This is a genomic window from Bacillus sp. FG16, assembly GCF_057809515.1.
This window is the reverse complement of the sequence record NZ_JBMDKC010000032.1, coordinates 20379-42632: the sequence shown is the minus strand read 5'-3', so window position 1 is coordinate 42632 and position 22254 is coordinate 20379. Positions and strand designations below refer to the sequence as shown.

General features: G+C 36.3%; 17 protein-coding genes, 2 pseudogenes and 1 riboswitch. Of the genes and pseudogenes, 14 read left to right on the top strand and 5 right to left on the bottom strand.

The window, feature by feature from the left end:
- Nucleotides 1-218: 218 nt before the first annotated feature.
- Both argH and ACODS7_RS13975 read left to right on the top strand, forming a co-directional pair.
- Nucleotides 219-1727 (top strand): argininosuccinate lyase, encoded by a 1509-nt coding sequence (gene argH, locus ACODS7_RS13980; protein ID WP_088114649.1) that lies wholly within the window; start codon nucleotides 219-221, stop codon nucleotides 1725-1727.
- Between the two features lie 66 nt (nucleotides 1728-1793).
- Nucleotides 1794-2627 carry a GNAT family N-acetyltransferase gene (locus tag ACODS7_RS13975; protein ID WP_029442997.1) on the top strand — a complete coding sequence of 278 codons (834 nt, stop codon included), beginning with the start codon at nucleotides 1794-1796 and terminating at the stop codon, nucleotides 2625-2627.
- A 35-nt stretch (nucleotides 2628-2662) separates the two neighbouring features.
- Here the strand turns inward: ACODS7_RS13975 and ACODS7_RS13970 are convergent, their stop codons facing one another.
- On the bottom strand, nucleotides 2663-3412 hold the full coding sequence (locus ACODS7_RS13970) for a (S)-benzoin forming benzil reductase (protein ID WP_016080716.1): 750 nt from the start codon (nucleotides 3410-3412) through the stop codon (nucleotides 2663-2665).
- A 116-nt stretch (nucleotides 3413-3528) separates the two neighbouring features.
- Here ACODS7_RS13970 and ACODS7_RS13965 point away from each other — a divergent pair, with 116 nt between their 5' ends.
- Nucleotides 3529-11001 carry a DUF7507 domain-containing protein gene (locus tag ACODS7_RS13965; protein ID WP_243168458.1) on the top strand — a complete coding sequence of 2491 codons (7473 nt, stop codon included), beginning with the start codon at nucleotides 3529-3531 and terminating at the stop codon, nucleotides 10999-11001.
- Nucleotides 11002-11050: 49 nt separating this feature from the next.
- Here the strand turns inward: ACODS7_RS13965 and ACODS7_RS13960 are convergent, their stop codons facing one another.
- Nucleotides 11051-11608, bottom strand: coding sequence for a CatB-related O-acetyltransferase (locus tag ACODS7_RS13960; protein WP_224979977.1), 558 nt, complete (start codon nucleotides 11606-11608; stop codon nucleotides 11051-11053).
- A gap of 110 nt (nucleotides 11609-11718) precedes the next feature.
- Between ACODS7_RS13960 and ACODS7_RS13955 the strand changes: the two are divergent.
- The 3 genes and pseudogenes from ACODS7_RS13955 to ACODS7_RS13945 all read left to right on the top strand — a co-directional run bounded on the left by ACODS7_RS13955 (nucleotide 11719) and on the right by ACODS7_RS13945 (nucleotide 13158).
- Nucleotides 11719-12059, top strand: a pseudogene (locus ACODS7_RS13955) (ASCH domain-containing protein).
- Nucleotides 12056-12451 (top strand): NUDIX hydrolase, encoded by a 396-nt coding sequence (locus tag ACODS7_RS13950; protein WP_224979981.1) that lies wholly within the window; start codon nucleotides 12056-12058, stop codon nucleotides 12449-12451. The pseudogene ACODS7_RS13955 and the gene ACODS7_RS13950 overlap by 4 nt, the downstream one beginning before the upstream one ends.
- An 86-nt stretch (nucleotides 12452-12537) precedes the next feature.
- Nucleotides 12538-13158 carry an acetate uptake transporter gene (locus tag ACODS7_RS13945; protein ID WP_000070938.1) on the top strand — a complete coding sequence of 207 codons (621 nt, stop codon included), beginning with the start codon at nucleotides 12538-12540 and terminating at the stop codon, nucleotides 13156-13158.
- A 40-nt stretch (nucleotides 13159-13198) separates the two neighbouring features.
- Here ACODS7_RS13945 and ACODS7_RS13940 read toward each other — a convergent pair.
- Nucleotides 13199-14190, bottom strand: a pseudogene (locus tag ACODS7_RS13940) (phosphodiester glycosidase family protein).
- Nucleotides 14191-14489: 299 nt separating this feature from the next.
- Between ACODS7_RS13940 and ACODS7_RS13935 the strand changes: the two are divergent.
- From ACODS7_RS13935 to ACODS7_RS13910, 6 genes are all read left to right on the top strand, one after another.
- Nucleotides 14490-14933: a flavodoxin gene (locus tag ACODS7_RS13935; RefSeq protein ID WP_001062758.1), complete on the top strand. Its 444-nt coding sequence runs from the start codon at nucleotides 14490-14492 to the stop codon at nucleotides 14931-14933.
- Between the two features lie 16 nt (nucleotides 14934-14949).
- Nucleotides 14950-15849: a WD40/YVTN/BNR-like repeat-containing protein gene (locus ACODS7_RS13930; protein WP_048564501.1), complete on the top strand. Its 900-nt coding sequence runs from the start codon at nucleotides 14950-14952 to the stop codon at nucleotides 15847-15849.
- A gap of 215 nt (nucleotides 15850-16064) precedes the next feature.
- A complete protein-coding gene (gene cspB / locus ACODS7_RS13925; protein ID WP_001179150.1) occupies nucleotides 16065-16265 on the top strand; it encodes a cold shock-like protein CspB in 201 nt (66 codons plus the stop codon).
- Between the two features lie 188 nt (nucleotides 16266-16453).
- Nucleotides 16454-17299 carry an exonuclease gene (locus ACODS7_RS13920; protein WP_048564502.1) on the top strand — a complete coding sequence of 282 codons (846 nt, stop codon included), beginning with the start codon at nucleotides 16454-16456 and terminating at the stop codon, nucleotides 17297-17299.
- Nucleotides 17300-17491: 192 nt separating this feature from the next.
- A complete protein-coding gene (locus ACODS7_RS13915; RefSeq protein WP_048564503.1) occupies nucleotides 17492-17653 on the top strand; it encodes a hypothetical protein in 162 nt (53 codons plus the stop codon).
- 31 nt (nucleotides 17654-17684) lie between these two features.
- The gene (locus ACODS7_RS13910; protein WP_029442991.1) at nucleotides 17685-18032 is read left to right on the top strand and encodes a hypothetical protein; all 348 of its coding nucleotides are present in this window, start codon (nucleotides 17685-17687) and stop codon (nucleotides 18030-18032) included.
- A 254-nt stretch (nucleotides 18033-18286) separates the two neighbouring features.
- Here ACODS7_RS13910 and ACODS7_RS13905 read toward each other — a convergent pair whose 3' ends face one another.
- On the bottom strand, nucleotides 18287-19378 hold the full coding sequence (locus ACODS7_RS13905) for a DUF3900 domain-containing protein (RefSeq protein ID WP_000345035.1): 1092 nt from the start codon (nucleotides 19376-19378) through the stop codon (nucleotides 18287-18289).
- Nucleotides 19379-19493: 115 nt separating this feature from the next.
- Nucleotides 19494-19823, bottom strand: coding sequence for a hypothetical protein (locus ACODS7_RS13900; RefSeq protein ID WP_000283711.1), 330 nt, complete (start codon nucleotides 19821-19823; stop codon nucleotides 19494-19496).
- Nucleotides 19824-20253: 430 nt separating this feature from the next.
- Between ACODS7_RS13900 and ACODS7_RS13895 the strand changes: the two genes are divergently transcribed.
- On the top strand, nucleotides 20254-21165 hold the full coding sequence (locus ACODS7_RS13895; protein WP_043937942.1) for a VanW family protein: 912 nt from the start codon (nucleotides 20254-20256) through the stop codon (nucleotides 21163-21165).
- Nucleotides 21166-21394: 229 nt separating this feature from the next.
- Nucleotides 21395-21503, top strand: a riboswitch (SAM riboswitch).
- Nucleotides 21504-21572: 69 nt separating this feature from the next.
- Complete coding sequence (locus tag ACODS7_RS13890; protein ID WP_000667177.1) at nucleotides 21573-22241, top strand: amino acid ABC transporter permease; 669 nt, start codon at nucleotides 21573-21575, stop codon at nucleotides 22239-22241.
- Nucleotides 22242-22254: the final 13 nt, after the last annotated feature.

Below are 22254 nucleotides of genomic sequence, written 5' to 3'. Positions count from 1 at the left end.
CCGCTTTAATGGGCAGTAAGACCCCCACCTCAAAATTCAGCGAAAGCAAAGAAGTTAGGTGGGGGATCAACTGCCCTTAAAAGCCCGATTGGTTCAACTAATAATCAGTGGGGGATGAAGAAAACCCCACTGATTAAAGTTTCACTTTATGTACAAGCACTTTTTTTCTATCAATGGGTATGATGGGTAGTAATACTTAGGTGAGAGGGGAAAAGGTGATGAAACAGAGTAAGGAAGAGTTTATAAAGAGTGAAGGCGCTGATTTCCCTGGAAAAACATATGTGGATTGTGTATTACAACATGTATTTGATTTTCAACGAAATTACTTATTGAAAGATATGTTTCAAGTGCATAAAGCACATATTACGATGCTGACTGAAGAAAGTTTAATGAAAATAGAAGAAGCTAAAGTTATATTAAACGCACTTAGAAAAGTAGAGCGAATACCAAAAGATAAATTGGTATATACAGAGCAGCATGAAGACCTCTTTTTTTTAATCGAACATTTAATTTCTCAAGAAGCGAAATGCGATTTTGTAAGTAATATGCATATTGGTAGAAGTAGAAATGATATGGGTGTAACGATGTATCGCATGAGTTTAAGGCGGTATATATTACGATTAATGGAACATTATTTGCTATTGCAAGAAAGTGTACTGCAACTTGCTGCTGATCATAAGGAAACGATCATGCCAGCTTATACACATACACAACCGGCACAGCCAACAACATTTGGTCATTATACTTTAGCAATTTATGATACGATGCAAAGAGATTTAGAACGAATGAAAAAAACATACCAGCTTTTAAATCAGTCTCCAATGGGGGCGGCTGCACTCTCTACAACAAGTTTCCCGATTAAACGAGAACGAGTTGCTTATCTACTTGGATTTACAGCTGTAATTGAGAACTCATATGATGCTGTTGCCGGAGCGGATTATTTATTAGAAGTTAGCTCGCTACTTATGGTAATGATGACGAATACGAGTAGATGGATTCATGACTTTTTGTTGTTAGCAACGAAAGAATATGACGGTATTACTGTTGCAAAGCCATATGTACAAATTAGTAGTATTATGCCGCAAAAACGAAATCCAGTTTCAATTGAACACGCTCGTGCAATTACGAGTAGTGCTTTAGGAGAAGCATTTACAGTATTTCAAATGATTCATAATACACCATTTGGTGATATTGTCGATACGGAAGATGACTTGCAGCCATATTTATATAAAGGGATTGAAAAGGCAACTCGTGTTTTTTGTATGATGAATGCAGTGATCCGAACGATGAAAGTAGAAGAAGAAACGTTAAAAAGTCGTTCCTATAAACATGCAATAACGATAACGGATTTCGCCGATGTTTTAACGAAAAATTATGAAATTCCATTTCGGCATGCTCATCATGCAGCAAGTGCTATTGCAAATATGTCATTGGAGCAGAAAAAAGAACTACATGAATTACACTTCAAAGATGTAAATATGTATTTGCAAGAACATTTTAAAATAAATTTATTAGAAAAAGAGTGGAAAGAAATTATATCGCCAGAAGCTTTTATTCAAAAAAGAAATGTATACGGTGGACCGAGTAAAAAAGAAATGAAGCGTATGATTAAAAATCGAAAAGAGTCATTTCGAAAAGAAGAAGATGTATTTGAAAAGGAAAAACAGAGAATTTTACAAGCTGAAAATGCCTTGAATACATTAGCTTTGAATATTATTGAATCGTAAAAGAAGGATTTAATGAATTAATCGCCAATACTTAATTAAAATATAAATAGAGAGAAGAGATTGTCGATGATTCAATTACATGTATATGAAGAGATTTTTCATTTTAAAGAAGATGTTACACCATTTCTAGAAAAGAATGAGCAGGAAAATAATCTCATATTAGGTGTATTACAAATGGTTCAAGAACCGATATTTATGGGGGTAGCGAAACAAGGAGAAGACATTGCGGTTGTATTTCTGCAAACAGAAGAGAAGAAACAAATCATTGTTGCTACGTCTGAAATTGTGGAAGAGGACATCGTGGAACTTGCAAAAAAATTAACGAAAGTATATCCAAATGTTCCTGGATTAATTGGTAATAAGAAAATTGTACAGAAATTAGCGGAAGAGATTGCGACGTTAGAGCAGAAAAAAACTACTGTTGCAATGGAGCAAGGTGTATATGAATTAAAACAAGTAAAGAAAAAGTGGAACGGAGATGGAATCTTTCGAGAAGTAAGTAGTGAGGAGCTACCATTAATAGAACAGTGGATATATCAATTTTGCGAAGATGTGAAGCTTCCTACTACGAAAGAAGAAGCGAAACAAACCGCTCATACATTAATTACTAATCGTCGTCTTTTTGGTCTAGAAGTAGACGGGAAACTTGTTTCTGTAGCTGCAAAAACGAGACCAACTACAAATAATATAACAGTTAATTTCGTATATACGCCGAAAGAAGAACGGACAAAAGGGTACGCATCTAGTTGTGTCGCTGCACTTAGTCAACGTATGTTAGGCGAAGGTTACAAAACAACGACATTATATACTGACTTGGCAAATCCAACATCAAATAAAATTTATCAAGAGATTGGTTATGAGAAGTTGATGGAGTCTGTACTTATATTTTTAGAGAAATAAAATGAAAAGGCACGCTATTAAAGCGTGCCTTTTTGTTATTCATCAATTCGAATTACTTCACCTTGCGGAAAATTCTCAGTTTCTAGTAAGTTACGAATTGCTTTCGCAACATATTCAGGTGATAATAGTTTTCCTTCTTCTTTTAATGCAATGAAGCGATCCAAATTTATGAAGTCTTCTTTATTTGTTTCACGAATTTGTGATTGCATATTTGTATCAACAACACCAGGTGCAAAAGCGACGATTTTTACTGGATATTCTTTTTCTACTTCTTCAGTTGCTACGCACTGTGTAAACATATTTACACCAGCTTTCGTTGTACAATAAGCGCCCCAGCCAAAGTAAGGATTTTTTCCTGCACCAGATGAAATGTTAATAACGCGTTTATCTACTTTCCAGTCTTTCGTATGTTTCATAAATGTAGATATAAGAATCATAGGTGCAAGTAAATTAATGTGAACGTTCGTAATGAATTGTTCGCTTTCAGCTTTTTCAATCGGCTTCATAGGTGCAACTGTACCTGCATTATTAATTAAATGAATAGAGGATACATTGTCTTTTTTAATAGATGAAATAATTTCTTTAAAGTTAGTTTCTAAGTTATGTACATCTTGAAGATCGAGGGAATGAAAAATGCAATTGCTGTTATATTGTTCTGCAAGTTTAGTAAGCTCTTTATTTTCTCTTCTAGAAATAGAGATGACAGTTGTACTTTCTTCTAACAATTGCGCAGCGATTGCCTCACCTAAACCTTGTGAAGTTCCTGTTATAATAATGTAGCGCATAGTTTTATAAACTCCTCTCATATGTGCGGAATTTTGTTGGACAACGTACATCCCATAGGTTGTCTACATTTTATAGTATAGAGCACTTTTTACTATAAATGAAATGAGATGATTGTGTGCCTTTTATAAATCGTTTTACGACAACAGTACCTGGTGCCGTCACGTTCACTGGGAATACGCTGGGGCTTAGCCCTACATCACCTGCACCAGGTAATATTTTTGGTACACTTGCTGTGTTTACGACAGTAAATACAGCGTTGCAAGTACCAGGATTCCCAGCAGGGACAACAGATGAATGGCAATTGAATTCTTCAAGTGCAATTTTAAATCTTCCAGCGGGAAGCAGTGTGTTATATGCAGAATTAGTTTGGGCTGGTACTTTCCGGACTGATACGGAAGATGTTTTACCATTTTTAAATGATAACATTACATTTACAACGCCAGCAGGGACGTTTTCTGTTACGCCAGATCCTGCTACCGCGCAGCAAGGTTCAGTAGGAAACCAGTTTTATTATGCTCGCTCTGCCAATGTAACGAATCTTGTTAGTGCAGGTGGAGCAGGCACATATACAACAGGTGCCGTGCCAGCTGCAAGAACTTCAGCTGACCCGACAATCAGTCGTTCAGCTGGATGGACGCTTGAGGTTGTGTATCAAAATGCAAGTTTACCACTTCGAAATTTGTCAGTATATGCAGGCCAAGAAATTATTGATGCTTCATCACCACCAGTTGATGCTACTATTTCAGGATTTGCTACGCCGGCAACAGGAGCTGTTACAGGAAGAGTGCTCGTAACTGCTCAAGAAGGCGATTCTAACATTGTTGGAGATCAACTTCGCTTTGGACCGAATGCAAATGCTACAGTGGCATTATTCGGACCGAGAAACCCTGCGAATAATTTCTTCCAGTCTCAAATTTGTAATGACATTGGAGAGTTAGATACAACCGGGACATTTGGAGATTTGAATCAGCCGTTAGGGATAGCTTTAGCTGTCCGAAGACAAGGATGGGATATTACGAATGTAAATGCCTCTGCATCATTAGTAAATAATCAAACGTCAGCAACAGTTCGATTTGTTACAAATGGAGATGGATACGCTGCAGCTGGTTTTGGTGTTCAAATTGATGCAACAGGTCCAATTATTAATCCTGTTAAATCGGTTAATAGAACAGTCGCAGGGGTAGGGGATACTCTCACTTATACGATTACGGTCCCAAATACAGGGACAGGAAGTGCAGAAAACGTTGTATTACGTGATAGTATTCCGAACGGAACGACGTTTATAGCAGGTAGTGTAACAGTAGGTGGAGTAACACAACCGAATGCAAACCCTGCTAATGGAATTAATTTAGGTATAATCCCAAATAACACGCAAAGAATTGTTACATTTCAAGTTCGAATAACATCATTCCCGAATCCCAATCCTATTTTAAATCGTGCAATGGTGTCATATCAATTCCGTCCTTTCGTTGGTAGTCCTCCTATTACAAGTACTTCTTCTTCAAACACAGTACAAACGACAGTGAATCAAGCAACTATAAGTATGCAAAAATCTGTAGATTTACAGACGGCAACGCTTAATGATGTATTAACGTACACAGTTAATGTCACAAATAATGGGAACGTTACTGCAAACAATGTTATTTTTGTTGATAGTATACCTGCTGGAACAACATTTGTTCCAAATAGCGTTACAGTGAATGGAGTAGCACGTCCAGGAGCGAATCCGGCAAGTAGTATTAATCTTGGGAGTATTAATGCATCGCAAACGACTGTAGTGCGCTTTCAAGTTCGAGTAACATCGAACCCTCTTGTCAATCCAATTCCAAACCGTGCGAGTGTAACATTTAACTTTACTCCAGTGCCTGGTCAACAACCAGTTTCAGGGCAAGCGACAAGTAATACTGTAGTTACGACAATTAATATAGCTGATATAACAACGAGAAAAACAGTGGATAAAGCTTTTGCAACGGTTAACGACGTTCTTACGTACACGGTAACAATTCAAAATACAGGAAATGTACTTGCAACGAACGTTATTTTTCAAGATCCAATCCCAATTGGAACGACATTTATCGCAAATAGTGTGACTGTGGACGGGGTTTCACAACCTGGGGTAAATCCAGCGACTGGGTTTACAGTAGCTAATATATCTCCTGGCGGAAGTAGGACTGTTACATTTCAAGTACGAGTAACATCTACACCATCGGGAGGTACGATTGCGAATCGCGGAAATGTATCTGCTAATTTCGTCGTTATTCCGAATCAGCCACCGATAACGATTAATAGACAAACGAATACAGTTGTGACACAAGTTAATACAGGCGGTTTAAATTTAATAAAAGAAGTAAATACAACGCAAGCGGCGGTAGGGGATACTTTAACGTACACAATTGCCGTCCAAAATACAGGGAACGTTCCGTTAACAAATGTATTTTTCCAAGACCCTATTTCTTCTGCGGTTTCATTTGTTGCAAATTCTGTAACAATTAATGGAGTACAGCAAAGTGGACTAAATCCGAATACAGGATTTTCTCTTCCGAATATTCCTGCGGCTCAAACAGTTGTAGTCACATTTGACGTATTAATTGTACAGAATCCAGAAAATGAAGATATTTTAAATCAAGCAAATGTAACAGCAAGCTTTCAAGTGAATCCAAGTGAACCTCCAGTAACAATCAATGTACCGAGTAATGTTGTGAATACGACAATACAATCAGGAAACTTTGAAGTTGTGAAAGCAGTGAATACGGATGTTGCAACAGTAGGGGATGTTTTAGTATATACAATCGAAGTTATAAATGCAGGTAGTGTACCAGCTACAAATGTGTTTTTCCAAGATTCAATTCCGCAAGGGACATTATTTATTGAAAATAGTGTATTGGTTAATGGAGTTTTACAAGAGGGGGCAGATCCAGGACTAGGATTCCCATTAAATGATTTGCCTACTGGCGCAAGTGTTATTGTTACGTTTGAAGTATTAATTGATGAAATTCCCCAAGGAAATAATGTCGTAAATAATGCGAATGTAACTGGAGATTTCCTTGTAAATCCAACAGAGCCACCGATTACTGTAACAGTACCAAGTAATACTGTTATGACGGTCGTGAATTCTTCAGGGTTAAATGTAATGAAAAGTGTAAGTGCTACTGAAGCCGGTGTAGGAGATACGTTAACGTATACAGTTCGTATACAAAATAGTGGAACAGTAGCAGCAACAAATGTATCATTCCTTGATCCGATTCCATCTGGAACAACATTTGTAGCAAATAGTGTAATAATAAATGGAACACCTCAACCAGGTTTAAACCCAACAACTGGATTTCCACTTGCTAATATTCCAGTAGGAGGGATGGTAACAGTTACTTTCCAAGTGACAATCACGAGTGTACCACCAAATAGAGTTCTTCCAAATAATGCGAATGTAACTGCTGATTTCCAAGTAAGTCCTCTCCAGCCACCAATTACAATTGTAACGATTAGTAATATTGTTGTGACGCGAGTGAATGTAGGATCACTTAATGTAATAAAAAGTGTAAATACACCACAAGCCGGTGTAGGAGATACGTTAACGTATACGATTCTTATTCAAAATACAGGAACTGTTCCTGCAACGAATATTGTTTTTCAAGATCCAATTCCATCTGGTACTGCGTTTGTAGCAAATAGTGTGACGATAAATGGAGTCGTACAGCAAGGTGCGGATCCTATGGCGGGTTTCCCGGTACCAAATATTCCGGTCGGGCAAACGGCTACGATTACGTTTCAAGTTACAGTGACGAGTGTTCCGAGCGGTGGAAATATAAGAAACCAATCGAACGTTACTGCAAGTTTTCTTATAAATCCAGCAAACCCTCCAATAACGACTGTTACAAATAGTAATTTTGTAGTGACGCAAGTAAACACAGCACAGTTAAATATACAAAAATCTTCATCTGTACAACAAGCAGCACTTGGAGAAACTTACACATATTCTGTTGTCATTCGAAATAACGGTACAGTAACAGCAACGAATGTCTCTTTCCTTGATCCAATTGCTTTAGAAACAACTTTTGTAGCAAATAGTGTAACGATAAATGGAACGCCACAACCTGGATTTGACCCAAATGTTGGTTTCCCGCTTCCTAATATTGCAGCTGGAACATCATTGACAGTAACGTTCCAAGTTACGGTAGTTGCACCGTCTACACGTGGAGCAGTATTAAATACAGCATCTGCTACAGCCACTTTCTTATTAAATCCTTTACAGCCACCTGTAACAACAACGAATTCAAGTAATACAACGGTAGTTACAATACCGTTACCTCCTCCTGGTGAAGTAACTGCAACAAAAACAGTTGATGTTGCAACTGGGGCCGTTGGGGATGTATTAACGTATACTGTGCTCATTTCAAACGTAGGAATTATCTCTGTTACAGATGTGTTCTTCCAAGATGTCATACCAGAAGGAACGATGTTTGTTGACAATAGTGTAACGATAGGTGGAGTGCAGCAACTTGGTTTAAATCCAGAAATAGGATTTACAGTTACTCCATTATTAATCGCTGGTGGAAGTATTGAGGTCACATTCCAAGTGACGATTACAGAAATTCCAGATAATGAAGTCATATTAAATGATGCAGATGTTACATTTACTTCACAACCAAATCCGCAGGAACCACCGATTACGGAAACGATATTAACAAATTTAGTCGTTACGACAATTAATATAGCGTTTATTTTTCCATTGAAACTAGTAGATAAAGAAGTAGCGACGGTAGGGGAAATATTAACGTATGATGTATTGATTTTTAATTTCGGAACAGTGCCAGCGACGAATGTTCAATTTATCGATACTACTTCCGCGGGTGTAGCATTTGTACCAGGAAGTGTGAGCATAAACGGGGTACCAGCACCAGGATTAGATCCTTTCATTGGTTTTACAGTTCCAGATATACCTGTCGATGATTTTGTACTTGTCACATATCAGGAAGTGGTTACAAGCATACCAGAAGGTGGAACGATTGTTAATTTTGTAGACGTTACAGCTACATTTGCTGTAAGTGAAACAGAACCGCCTATTACGGAAACGACGACAAGTAATACGACATTAACGGAAATCAATGAGCCTGGTTTGAATGTTTTAAAATCAGTAAGTCAGCCGGTTGTTGCAGTAGGCGATACAATCACATATACAACAGTAGTTCAAAATACAGGAACAGTGCCAGCAACGAATGTTCAATATAGTGATGTATTACCTTCCTCTATAGCATTCGTGCCGAACAGTGTAACGATAGATGGTGTGTTACAAACTGGATTCAATCCGAATAACGGATTCCCGCTTCCAGATATAAATCCAGGTGAAAGTGTAGAAGTCATCTTCCAAGTAACCGTTGTTAGTGCGCCATCAAACGGAACAATTGCCAATACGGCAAATGTAACTGGAAGTTTTGTATTAGTACCAGGAGAACCACCAGTTATAGTAACAGAGCCGAGCAATACAACACTTACAACTGTAAATAGAGGGCAATTTAATGTTATTAAACAAGTAAATAGGGTTGCTACTCTCGTTGGAGATATATTAACGTATACGGTTCAAATAACGAATACAGGAACAGTAACAGCTAATGCTGTTCAGTTTGTTGATACCATTTCAGCAGGGGCGTCATTTGTACCAAATAGTGTAACGATAAATGGAGCCTCGCAACCAAACTTAAATCCAATTACTGGATTTGGAGTTGGAGATATACCGGTAGGTGAAACAGTTATAGTGACGTTTCAAGCGACAGTTACAAACATCCCGTCATCAGGAACAATTACGAACGTTGCAAATATAACAGGAAGCTTTACTTTAGTGCCAGGAGAGCCACCGGTTGTAGTAACAGAGCCGAGTAATACGACGATAACTAGAGTGAATAGAGGACGATTCAGCGTTATAAAATCTGTAAATAAAGAAGCTACACGATTAGGAGATACGTTAACTTATAGTGTGCAAGTTACAAATACAGGAACAGTAACAGCAACGAATGTTCAGTTTATCGATGTTCCATCACCTAGTTTAGAATTCGTTCCTGGAAGTGTACAAATAAATGGGATTCCGCAAGTAGGTTTAGATCCATTTGTAGGCTTTGCATTGCCTGATCTTGCAGTAGGGGATAGTGTATTAATTACATTTGAAGTAAATGTAATCGCAGTTCCGCCTTCTAGTAGCATTATGAATACAGCAAGAGTAACGGGTGATTTCGAATTGATTCCAGGAGAACCTCCGTCTACAATTACAAATTCAAGTAATACGACGGTTACGCCGGTAAATAGAGGCAGCTTAGATATGCTAAAAGAAGTAGACCATTCAGTTGTTGGTGTAGGAGAAACGGTAACGTATACTGTTCGTATATTAAATACTGGTACTGCTGATGCAATGAATGTTCAATTTATCGATGTGCTATCTCAGGAAGCTGATTTCGTTCCAAATAGTGTAACAATAAATGGGGTTCCGCAACCGGGGTTAAATCCGCAGATTGGATTTACGATACCTGATATACCAGTTGGTGAGACGGCACTTGTAACATATGAAGCTACGATTACAAGTTTTCCGGATGGTGGAACAGTAGTAAACGTTGCTGGAGCGTTAGCAGAATATATTTTAGTACCAGGAGAGCCGCCAGTTACAGTGATGGACACGAGCAATACAGTTATTGTAACGGTAAATACTGCAATCTTATTTGTTGCAAAAGGAGCAAACTTTGAAGTAGCGATGATAGGGGATGTTGTCACTTACGGAATCGCTGTTATAAATGATAGTACAGTTCCTGTGACCAATATTGTGTTAACAGATATCATTGATCCGAATACGCTATTTATAAATGGTACGGTAACGGTAAATGATGTACCTCTTCCATTCGCTAATCCGAATACTGGTATTCCGTTAGGTGATTTTCAGCCAAATGATGCAGCAATTATTAATTTCCAAGTTGTAATAACAGGAGGGCAAATAAATAATTTAGTTACAAATACTGCTACAGCGAATGGGCTCGCAACTGTAAATCCGAATGAGCCGCCAGTAGTAGTTGAAGGTGATAGTAATACAGTTGTTATCCCGTTTATTCCTCAAAATGTCTCAACGACAGTCGTAAAAACTGCAGATTTACAGGCAGCAACAATTGGAGATGTCATTACGTTTACGACAGTCATCACAAATACGGGTGATACTGTAATGCAAAATATTCGTTTTCAAGATATGTTAGATAGTAGTGTTCGATTTGTTCCTGGAAGTGTAACGGTCGATAATACGCCAGTGCCGAATGTAAGCCCGGCAGTAGGGTTTCTTATCGGAAGTTTAAATCCTGATGAAGCAAGGACAGTTTCGTTCCAAGTAGCAGTACAGAGTGCGCCAAATGGTTCAGGAAATTATATAAATCAAGCGAGTATTCGTTTTGAACATCAAGTAGGCACAGTATTGCCACCTGTTACACAAATAGTAGAAAGTAACATAGTTGTCATTCCATTTGTTCCAACGATTGAACAAATTTGTGAAACAAACTTTAATTGCTTAGATAAAATTCCATTTCAATGTTCTCCGTGTAATCATTTGCATGGACATAAAAAATAAAAACAGAAAGAGCATCCTGAAAAATAATTGGATGCTCTTTCTGTTTTAATCATATAGATTCATTTTCGGGGGAGGTGAAAAATTCGTCGATTTTGTCGGAGAGTAGTAATGGAATGGCTCCTTTTATAACAGAAATGTCCCAGTCCCACCATGCGAGATTCTCTAGTTTGTCAATCGTTTCTTGTGGGAAACGATATCGAACAAATTTTGCAGGATTACCAGCTACAATTGCATACGGGGGTACGTCTTTTGTAACAACGCTCCTGGCGCCGATAATGGCCCCGTTACCAATTGTAACACCAGATAAAATGCAGGATTGATAACCAATCCATACATCATTGCCGACTATGATATCACCTTTTGAAGAAGGGTGACCAGTAATATGTGCTCCTTCATCAAAAAGTGCATTAAATGGATAAGTTGTTATCCAGTCTGCACGATGTTCACCGCCAAGTATGAAAACGACTTCTTCTGCTAATGAACAAAACTTACCTATTTTTAATTTTGTTTCATCGTTCCAAGAAAAAATGGTTGGCCCTACTTTACTATAAGTATAATCACCAATATCATATTTATTATATTCAGGTTTTTGATTTAAATATAACATGCTTCTTCAGCCTCCTTTCTTAATTAAGTGATACGTATGGAATATTATATGCAAGATGTAGTAATGTGAACTGTATTAATAGGTGAAATGACCAAAAGGGAGTGGGATGTATGCGATACGAAATGGGTTTATATAATAAATCGTTTCAGTCAATTCAATCAGGAAAAAAGTATATGAAGTACGCCTATACGATAAAAAACGTCAACTAATAAACAAAGGCGATGAAATCGTATTTACGAATCTTACGACAACAGAAATGATGACGGTAAAAGTAACGGAAATAAAGCGATACGAGAGCTTTAAATCTATGTATGAACAAATTGATAAAAAATTATTGGATTGTGAAAATGATAGTTTAGAGGAAATGTTAGAAAGTACATACAAAATATATACGAAAGAACAAGAAAAAGAGTGGGGAACAGTCGCGATTCGTATTGAGGAAATAAAATGATAAGAAATCGCGGGGCGGCTATCATTGTACAGGAAGGGAAAATCGCTCTTATAAAACGTATTCGAGAAGAGGAAACATATTATGTTTTTCCTGGCGGAGGGATTGAGGAATGTGAAACGCCTGAAGAGGCAACGAAAAGAGAGGTATACGAAGAATTAGGGGTACATATACAAGTGGAGCACCTTATTGCAAAGGTAAAATATAAAGGAAATGAATATTATTATGGTGCCTATATTACAGGCGGAGTGTTAGGAAGTGGAACAGCTGAGGAATTTCAGCGGGAAGATAGAGGAAGTTATATTCCGTTATGGCTACCGATAAACGAGTTGGAAAAAGTGAATATAAAACCTTATGAAGTGGTCGGAAATATATTTAATCATTATAAAATATAACGTCTGACAACATACAAAAAAAACCATTGACATAGGCCTCTGATTTAAGTATTGTATTCGAGTATGTTTATAATCAGGAGGTTTATATGAGCAATCAAACTACTACACATCATGTGAAAATGACAACAGCGGATCCATCTGGAATTGGTCTATTTGGATTAGCGATGGTAACACTTGTAGCATCATCTCAAAAGTTAGGCTTAACAGATGGCGTTTCACTTGTATTACCATGGGCAATCTTTTTAGGAGGATTTGCACAAATCTTTGCTTGCATTCACGATGCAAAGCATAACAATACATTCGGTACGACAGCATTTGGTGCGTACGGCCTATTTTGGTTAGGTGTTGGAATGACTTGGTTAATTCAACTTGGAGTATTTGGCGAAAAATTAGCACAAGCTGCAGATTCAAAACAGCTTGGTGTAGCCTTTATCGGATATTTGATTTTCACAATCTTTATGACGATTGGTGCAATGGAAACACATAAAGTATTATTTATGATCTTCGTCCTTATTGATTTCTTATTTATTGGTCTTTCATTAAGTACTTTAGGTGTTATGCCGCACGCAATGCATAATTTAGCAGCATATTCTGAACTTCTTATTTCATTATTATCTTTCTATGGTTCAGCAGCAGCAGTGTTAAATACACACTTCGGAAAAGTTGTTTTACCAGTAGGAAAGCCTTTTGGTATTTTTAAAAAGTAATAAAAAAGCACAGATGATTGTATAGTCATCTGTGCTTTTTTTATTTATTGATAGCTATAGCGGTCGTACTTGTTAATTCAGAAATTTTTTGAGAGCTCGCAGAATTACCGTCTATTGTTACATGAACTTGTTGCTTAGGGTTCGCTTTAACTACCCATGCGTTTGGTAAATAGCGTGATTTATGAGATAAGGTGGAAGGGATATTTAAAATATCTCCCATTGCATATAATGTTGCTGATGATCCACCGTCCATTGCCATCGCATTGACAGCACCTTTTTCATAAAGAATATCTTGACAATCTCTCAAGGAAGCACCAATGCTGTGAGGTTGTCTACCATCAATGACGAAAAACATAATCGAGCCATCTTTTTTCTGGGCCATAATACTTCGAGGACCATATCCCCAACCACCATCATTTGTAATCATTTTTTCTCCATTTACAATTAGCTGAGGCATAAATCCAGCAGCGGAAACAACATTTTTATTTAACAATTGGCTAGCAGAAAACTCCCCAGAAACCATTTGTCCGTATTTTGTAATACCACTAGTGAGGGTAGGGGTATTAATATCCTTCGGAGTGTTTATAACTTTACCGTTTTCAATAACAATACCGATTCCAGTTTTACCGCCACCATGCCCGGTTTCATCCCAAAATCCACTGGCATTGACAGCGGCAACTGCATGGTTTCGCTTTGCCATTACATATATTTTTTCTTTATTGTTTCAATAGAAACATCTAGTGGTAAATCTTTTCGTCTTTCTAACTCTTTTTTTGAAAGTTTAGAAGTTAAAAATTCACTATTTTTCCATTTTGGATTTGTGATGGATTGAGAAATATCATTTAATTCTTTATCAGACAATAACGTGAATTTTGCATATTGAGGATGCTGAGAAGTCAAAATACTCTCGGCGGTGATAACACGTAAATTATGACCGTATGCAGTACCGAATAAAATAATAGCAGCTCCTATTAGTAAGGATATTGTTAAAAGGGAGGTTGCTTTTAAAAATTTAATAAAATACTTTCTCATCATAAGGACTCCTCTTTCTGTAAAGTGAACAGTTGATTAATGATTGAGCATGATACAAACACATTTTTTATTTGAAATAAGTAATGTGAAATGATGATAATACAATAATGTTTGAAGATAGATTTGGCAATAGTTCAATATGAATGTAGATGTTTAAAATGAAATATAAATAGTCAGATGTGAAATGTAAATAGTCAGATGTGAAATGTAAATAAAAGTAGAAAAAATCAATTGAAATTGATTCTCATTATTAATATAATGAGAATGAGAATCATTTATTGTTAGAGGGGGATGCCAAAGTGGCAAAAATTTTAATAGCTTATGCAAGTATGTCAGGAAATACAGAGAGTATTGCTGATTTAATTAAAGTTAGTTTAGATGCTTTTGATCATGAAGTAGTATTGCAAGAGATGGAAGGCATGGATGCTGAAGAATTATTAGCTTATGATGGAATCATTTTAGGATCTTATACGTGGGGCGATGGTGAATTACCATTTGAAGCGGAAGATTTTCATGAGGACTTAGAAAATATAGATTTAGCTGGGAAAAAGGTAGCGGTATTCGGATCAGGTGATACGGCGTATGAACTGTTTTGTGAAGCGGTAACGATATTTGAAGAACGCCTTGTAGAACGAGGTGCAGAGCTTGTACAAGAAGGGCTGAAAATTGAATTAGCTCCAGAAGATGAAGAGGATGTTGAAAAATGCAGTAATTTTGCAATTGCATTTGCTGAGAAGTTCTAAGAATGGGAGTGTCAACGTGGAGACAATGTTAAGTGCAACTGCTATTACAAAGTTAAGAGATGGAAAACTGTTGTTAGCTACTACATATAATGGCTTATTTGTTGAACAAGACGGAGAATGGAAACGAATTTTAAATGGTTTTCAAAAACGAATTAGGGATTTACATAGCGAAGATAATGTAGTTTATGGTGTAGGTGACGAAGGGATTTTTATTCGTAGTATGAATGGTGGAGAGAACTGGACAATTCAGCGTTTTCCAACAAAAGCAACGAGTTGGAATGTATGTAGCAATGTACAAGGAACTGTCATTGCTCATGGAGAAAAAACGCTGTATCTTTCTAATAATTTCGGTTCGACATGGGAGACTATTCATCCGTTTCTTGAGTATGGCAGTGCGGCACCGTCTATTCGATCATTATTTTTATATAAACATTACTTATTTATTGGTACGAAAATACATGCTAAGTATGGTGGTGTTTGGCTCTTTGATTTGAAGACACGTAAATTAAAGAGGATTAAAATTGCGATGAATCAAATGATCTCTGCGTTGACTTTACACAATTCTTATTTAGTAGCGGCAAGTGGATCGTGCAAGGGAGTTAGCGGGAATATTTCTTATTGTAAAATAGATGAAAGTATTGCAAGTGAAAAAATATATTGGCATACATGTCAAAGTGAGCAGAAAGCAAGTAGCTATTTAGACTTAAGTGTAGACCAACATGTCTTATATACAACTTCAACGCAAAATAAGGCGGGTATTAGTAGTGTGTGCCGTGTACTTCTTGACGAAGGTATTGTTACAGTATGTGATTCAGTTAAAGGGCACGGATGGCGCATTGTTAATCAAAAAGATGGTTATGTAGTAGCTGGATCAGGTGAATTAAAAGCAATGCAGTGGGAACAAAAAATAATTTGAGAAAAAAACTTTACTTTTATTATATTGATATGATATAGTATGTTTAAACCATTTTACTTTTAATAATATAGAGATTTAAATGAGCTGTAACTTCCGAGGAGGATAGCAATGTTAAATCTCCTCAGGGGTTGCAGTTTTTTAATATCTGGCTTATTATTGTAAGGTGGTTGAAAATGAATATGTACATATAGGTACATTGTAGGAGGATTTTTTTCATGCAAAACGGTAAAGTAAAATGGTTTAACTCAGAAAAAGGTTTCGGTTTCATCGAAGTTGAAGGCGGAGAAGACGTATTCGTTCATTTCTCAGCTATCCAAGGCGAAGGCTTCAAAACTTTAGAAGAAGGTCAAGAAGTTACTTTCGAAGTAGAACAAGGTAACCGTGGACCTCAAGCTACTAACGTAAACAAGAAGTAATTTTTGAAAAAAGAAGGGCTCGCCCTTCTTTTTTTTTGCATTTTTATAGATGTCCTCCTACTTACATATCATAACAAGACTGAATTTTCATTTATTTATTCGTAGTATTTTTGTATAAAGTACATGAATAAATAAATACTGAAAATAAAGTGTTTGTGTGAAAAGGAATTTAGAAAGAGGTAAATAAATTGAAAAACGCTACACATTTCATTGTGTTTGATATTGAGAGGAATTTCAGACCGTATAAATCAGAAGATCCGTCAGAAATAGTTGATATCGGAGCTGTAAAAATAGAAATAGGTACAATGAAGATAATTGAAGAATTTTCAGAGTTAGTAAAACCAAGTGCAAGATTAACTCGTCATACAACAAAATTAACCGGTATTACGAAGAAAGATTTAATGGATGTAGAAAAATTCCCTCAAATTATAGAGAAATTTATTCAGTTCATCGGCGAAGATTCTATATTTGTTTCATGGGGAAAAGAAGATTATCGCTTTCTATCTCATGATTGTACATTACATGATGTTGAATGCCCAAGTATAGAAAAAGAAAGTAGAATTGATTTGCAAAAATTTGTTTTCCAAGCATATGAGGAATTGTTTGAACATACGCCAAGTTTACAATTTGCGGTAGAACAGCTCGCTTTAACGTGGGAAGGGAAACAGCACCGTGCTTTAGCAGATGCCGAAAATACAGCAAATATACTTCTTAAAGTGTATAGCGAGAGAGATATTAATAAGCGATACAAAAGACATGGTGAACTTGAACTTGTAAAAAACGGAAAACTAACAGAAAAAGCGAAAAAAAAGATGCGGAAATGGGTGTTTAAAGAACTAAAGAAAAATACAGAACGCCCTTTTGAATGGAGTACATTTGAAAGTAGCGACACGTGGGAAAGTATAACGGAAAGATATTATATAAGTGAAAATACAGTAGAACTCCTGAAAAAACATTTTCGTACGGCAGTGAGAAAAGCGGAACGGCAGATTAGGTATTTGGCTGAGATGGAGGAGAATGTAGAGGTTAAATGACATTCTCCTCTATTTCTAGCTACATAAATTTAACATCATTATACTGATGGATGAATAAAGTATTCATATTAAATAGGAATTGATTTGTTGTGATTGGGCCATTATAATTGCTTTGAAAATTAAGGGGTGGTAAGTATTTTTAAATACATTCATAAAATTAGAGCCCATAGAAATGAAAGAGGATAGAGTTAAATGGAAGCAATCTTTAACATTGTAACAGTTGTAGTTTTGGGGATAATATTTACCACGCTATCAGCAGGAATTATACTTCCTTTCATAGCAAAGAAGAAGAATTGGAAAAAGCTTAATATATCTTTAAAGCGTGGTGTATTAAAGATTAAAATCGAAGAGTAATATATGAGTTTTATACAAGGGAGGTGTGATAGTGATAGACTTGGATATTAAAGACGTCACCGTACAAATGGAATTAAACGGTGTCTTTTGGAATGAGGATGGGGTTGCTGAAATGACGGTGACTACAAAAGCTGAGCATTCTTTTCTTCTTCGTTTAGTAGTTGACTTAAAAAGTAAAACTATTAGGGCGACAAGTGCCGACATAGTGAATGGATTCTGCCCTCTGTGCAAACAGAAAAGGGACGAATGTAGTGAACTTAATGACTTGCAAAACAAAATGGATATTTTAGAAGAAGCCTATGATTGGGTGAGAGAGCATCCAGAATATCGTTTTCAATTATCTTTTTACGAGTATAATAAATTTGAGGTAGTGAAGTGAAGTTTTCATTTTACCAACATATATAGTGACTACTCTAATGGAAAAACGCTTGTACAACAAGGAAGGAATTTACTTGATTCTGCGACAATTGATATCTTGGATCAATAATAATTTTTAAAAATAAGCATATTTTTGTTATAAATCAGGAAAAACGATTCTATTAAGAATCGTTTTTTAATATAAACATTAACTAAGCTCAAAATAAAAGAGCGCTTATTAAAAGCGCCCAGTAAAAAACAGATATATGGAAGGATTTATTCAATCCCGTTCGGATCATACGAATACTGTTGCTTATTCTCAATTCGCTCAATCACATCTTGCAGCTCATCTGGCTTCAGAAACTCAATAGGAGAGAAGCCCTTTTCAAACGTAAGTGTGTCTGCTTCAATCATAAGTACATATCGGTCATTTACCTTCGCAATATGTATTTGATCCCCGAAATCAGCAAGTAAAGCCTTCACAGAGATATGATCTGCTTTTAGTTTTAATTCCACTTCAGGAGCGTGCTCGACGATTTGGGCAGTTGCTTCCATTACTTCTTCGGTTGAAAATTGTTCCATAATTTCGCGTTTCGGACTGGCAGCCCATACTTCCATCGCTTGGTCGAATTGTTCGCGTTCTTCCGTACCTTCTTCAAATACATCTTCAATTTGGTCGTATACCATGTCCATTACCTGTGTTTTCATAATTTCAGGCATAGAGCGTTCATATTCGACGAATTTTAAGAAGTCTTCAAAGTAGCGGGCATGTGATGCTTGGTGTATTTTTAGTTCGCCTACTTCAACCATACCTTCTTCAGGCATGTATGGATACTGGATAGATTTCATATTCTTTGTTGTGATGGCCATTTCAACGTTACGAATCAGTGTTGATTCATCAGAAATAGAAGCAACCTTTGGTTCGAAGTCGCATTTCATTACGAATACGAATGGGTCATCAAAGTATTTGCGTAGTTTTGCCTGAGCAATTAAAAATACACCACCGCGTACAGCGCTTGTGTCAAGATATGTATAAACGAGAGGTTCGCTCATATCTTTAAAGTTGTCCTTTGTTTCTGCAAAGCGAATACGATTAAAAAGGTTGTAATGAGGGTTTGAATCAAGTTCGTGCCCCTCCTCTACAATAAAGCGACCAATTTTTGTTGGGGCTTGTTCTGTTTTTGCATGACGTTCTACTTTTCGCTTCGATATTTTTAATAACTCACCATTCAAAAATTCTTTTAAGGAGCTATCTTCATATTCTTCAGCGTCTAAAGTTTGAAAATGTTTGTAGCGTTTATCAACTGCTTCACCTTTTCCTTCTACTTGTACAACATAAAAGGAAAGATAATTTATTTCAAAATCCATATTTATCACCTTGTTTCATTTCATTAACTCTTATCAGTATAGAGATGGAAAAAACTTTCGTCAATTTATATAAGGAAGGGGGAGCCCCTTCCTTATATAAATTTTATTTTTCTGATTAAAATCCGTCTTCTAATGCTGCGAATGGAATGTTTAGTCTGTTTTCTACCGTACGTAAACGTTGGTTTAAGCGGTTTAGTCTACGTGTATGGCGCTCAACTGTATTTTCTAGTTGACGTACTCTTTGTTCAAGCTCATTTACGCGTCTTTCTAATTGACGATTTCCAGTGCCAGGAAAAGAGATTGGAAGTTGGAATTGTCTATTTTGGTCATATGGATTCGTTTGCTCTGCTTGATCTATATAAGATTGATATTGTGCTTGTAAGTCATACTGTGGTTGTTGGTATGCATATTGATTATATGGATCATATGGATTGTAGGGATACATAATAACATCCTCCATTTCTTTAAAATAGGTTGAATTCACCATAATGTATGTGCAAAAGCGGAGCGGTGGCACGGCAAATACCTATTTATGTTGATGAGATTTCTCTTTATCCCGCATTAACGGGCAGTAAGACCCCCACTAATTAAAGTTTCACTTTATAAAAAATAGCTTGAAGGTTTTTGATTTGAATTTCTTTTGCTTAATGGTATATACTGGATAAAGGGGAGAGTTTACATAAAAGTTACAATTCTATCAAACTCAAACTTTTATGTAAATATGTATAGACATTTATAAAAGAAAAGAGTAATTTATATAGAGTGAAAAATAACTTGTAACATTTTATAAACATATTGTAAAATGATTGTAACAAAACATACATAAAAATGAAATAAATACATAATAGTGATGTTGGGGAAAGGGAGAGAGTATATTGTTCCGTAAAGTAAAGGGTATATTAGTTGGGGTGTTATGTGTAGCTGTAGTGAGTGGCTGTGGTGCAAAAGTAAGTGATGTTGCATTGGTAAGTGATATTGGTGGGCACACTGTAGAGGCTAAAGCAGAAGTGCAGGATACTATTAGTTTAGTTGATGGCCGAACTGGTACTGAAGTGAAAAAATTAGATTTATCTGGTTTAGGCTATTTCGAAGATGAAGCGAAATTTAAAAAGTCTGTAACAAAGGTTGTTGGTGAGGTTGGAAAAAGCGTCGACAAAAAAATGGTTCCTTCACGTATAGCACCTGATGGAAGTTGGCAAGAAGGAAAACCTTCTTATGAATTAATGGAAAAAGAATTAGTAGATAAATTGTTAAATGTTGGTATGTGGGATGCTACGTATCAGTTGCCGATCGTGGAGAAAAAACCAGTCGCAACATTAAGTGATGCGCAAGGAAATGGTGCGGTAATTGGTAGATATGAAACGAACTTAGGTGGTTCAACAGGTGGCCGTATTGAGAATATTCGTTTGTCAGCAGCGAGCATAAATGGAGTTGTGTTAGCAAAAGGAGACCGTTTCTCTTTTAATTCATTAATCGGTGATACAACACCAGATAAAGGATATCAATTAGGGAAAGAAATAGTTGATGGTAAATTAGTAGATGGATATGGCGGTGGTGTTTGTCAAACATCTTCAACTTTATACAATGCAGCAGATCAAGCTGGCCTGAAAATGGTGGAGAGAACTACACATTCTAAAACGGTAGGTTATGTTCCACAAGGAAGAGATGCTACAATTGCATATCCATATTTAGATTTAGTATTTGAAAATACGAATGATGCACCTGTGAAGCTTTATATGGGCATTCAGGGTGGAAAGCTAGTTGCTGAAGTACATAAAATGAGATAAGTATAATACCTTTATAAAAAAGCCATTATTTCTAAGTTTGATAGAATTAATGGCTTTTTTGTGCAATCAATATTACACCTCAAGATATAATGAACAGGAGGAAATTTAATAGGAGTAAGACAGTCTAAAAAAAGCATTAAATTTAATTCATAGTTTTCTTATTGACATTATTAGTAATGGGGTGTATTCTTCATAATAACAACTAAATAAATGGAAAAATTTATTGATTTTCTTATCAAGAGAGATGGAGGGACTGGCCCGATGAAATCTCAGCAACAGGCTGTATCAAAGTACTGTGCTAACTCCAGCGAACGCAATAGGCGTTTGAAAGATGAGGAGAAATGGATTCACATTTAACTCTTCTTATATGCGTAAGAAGAGTTTTTTGTTTAGAGAGGGGGGATAGAGTGAAGTTTGATGTAACGTATTTTTTAGAAAGTTTTCCGCAATTATTTAAATATGTATACATAACTTTAGGGATTACTGTAGTTTCAATGATTATTTCCTTCGTTATAGGGATCGGCTTGGCGATCATAACGAAAAATAAAACGAAATATTTATATTCAATTGCAAGAGTGTATATCTCTTTCTTTAGAGGAACCCCGTTATTAGTTCAATTGTTTGTTTTATATTTCGGATTACCACAAATCTTTCCGACATTTACAGTGCTTACAGCTATGCAAGCAACTTTAATTGGCCTAAGTTTAAATAATGCTGCTTATTTATCAGAGATTATTCGAGGTTCATTAAATGCTGTGGAATCAGGGCAAATGGATGCCTGTTTATCAGTTGGAATGACAAAGGCGCAAGCGATGCGACAAATTATTTTTCCGCAAGCTATTCGTGTCGCAGTACCGTCACTTGGAAATAATTTTGTTGGATTGTTAAAAGAATCTTCGTTATCTTTTGCACTTGGGGTGGCTGAAATTTTAGCACAAGCGAAAATGCTAGCGGCACAATCATATCGTTATATGGAAAGTTATTTAGCGGTAGCGATAGTATATTGGATTATTACAATCGTAATTAGCTGGGGACAGAAAAAGTTAGAAAAGAAACTAGATGCACCATATTTGTAACAGAAATGAGGTG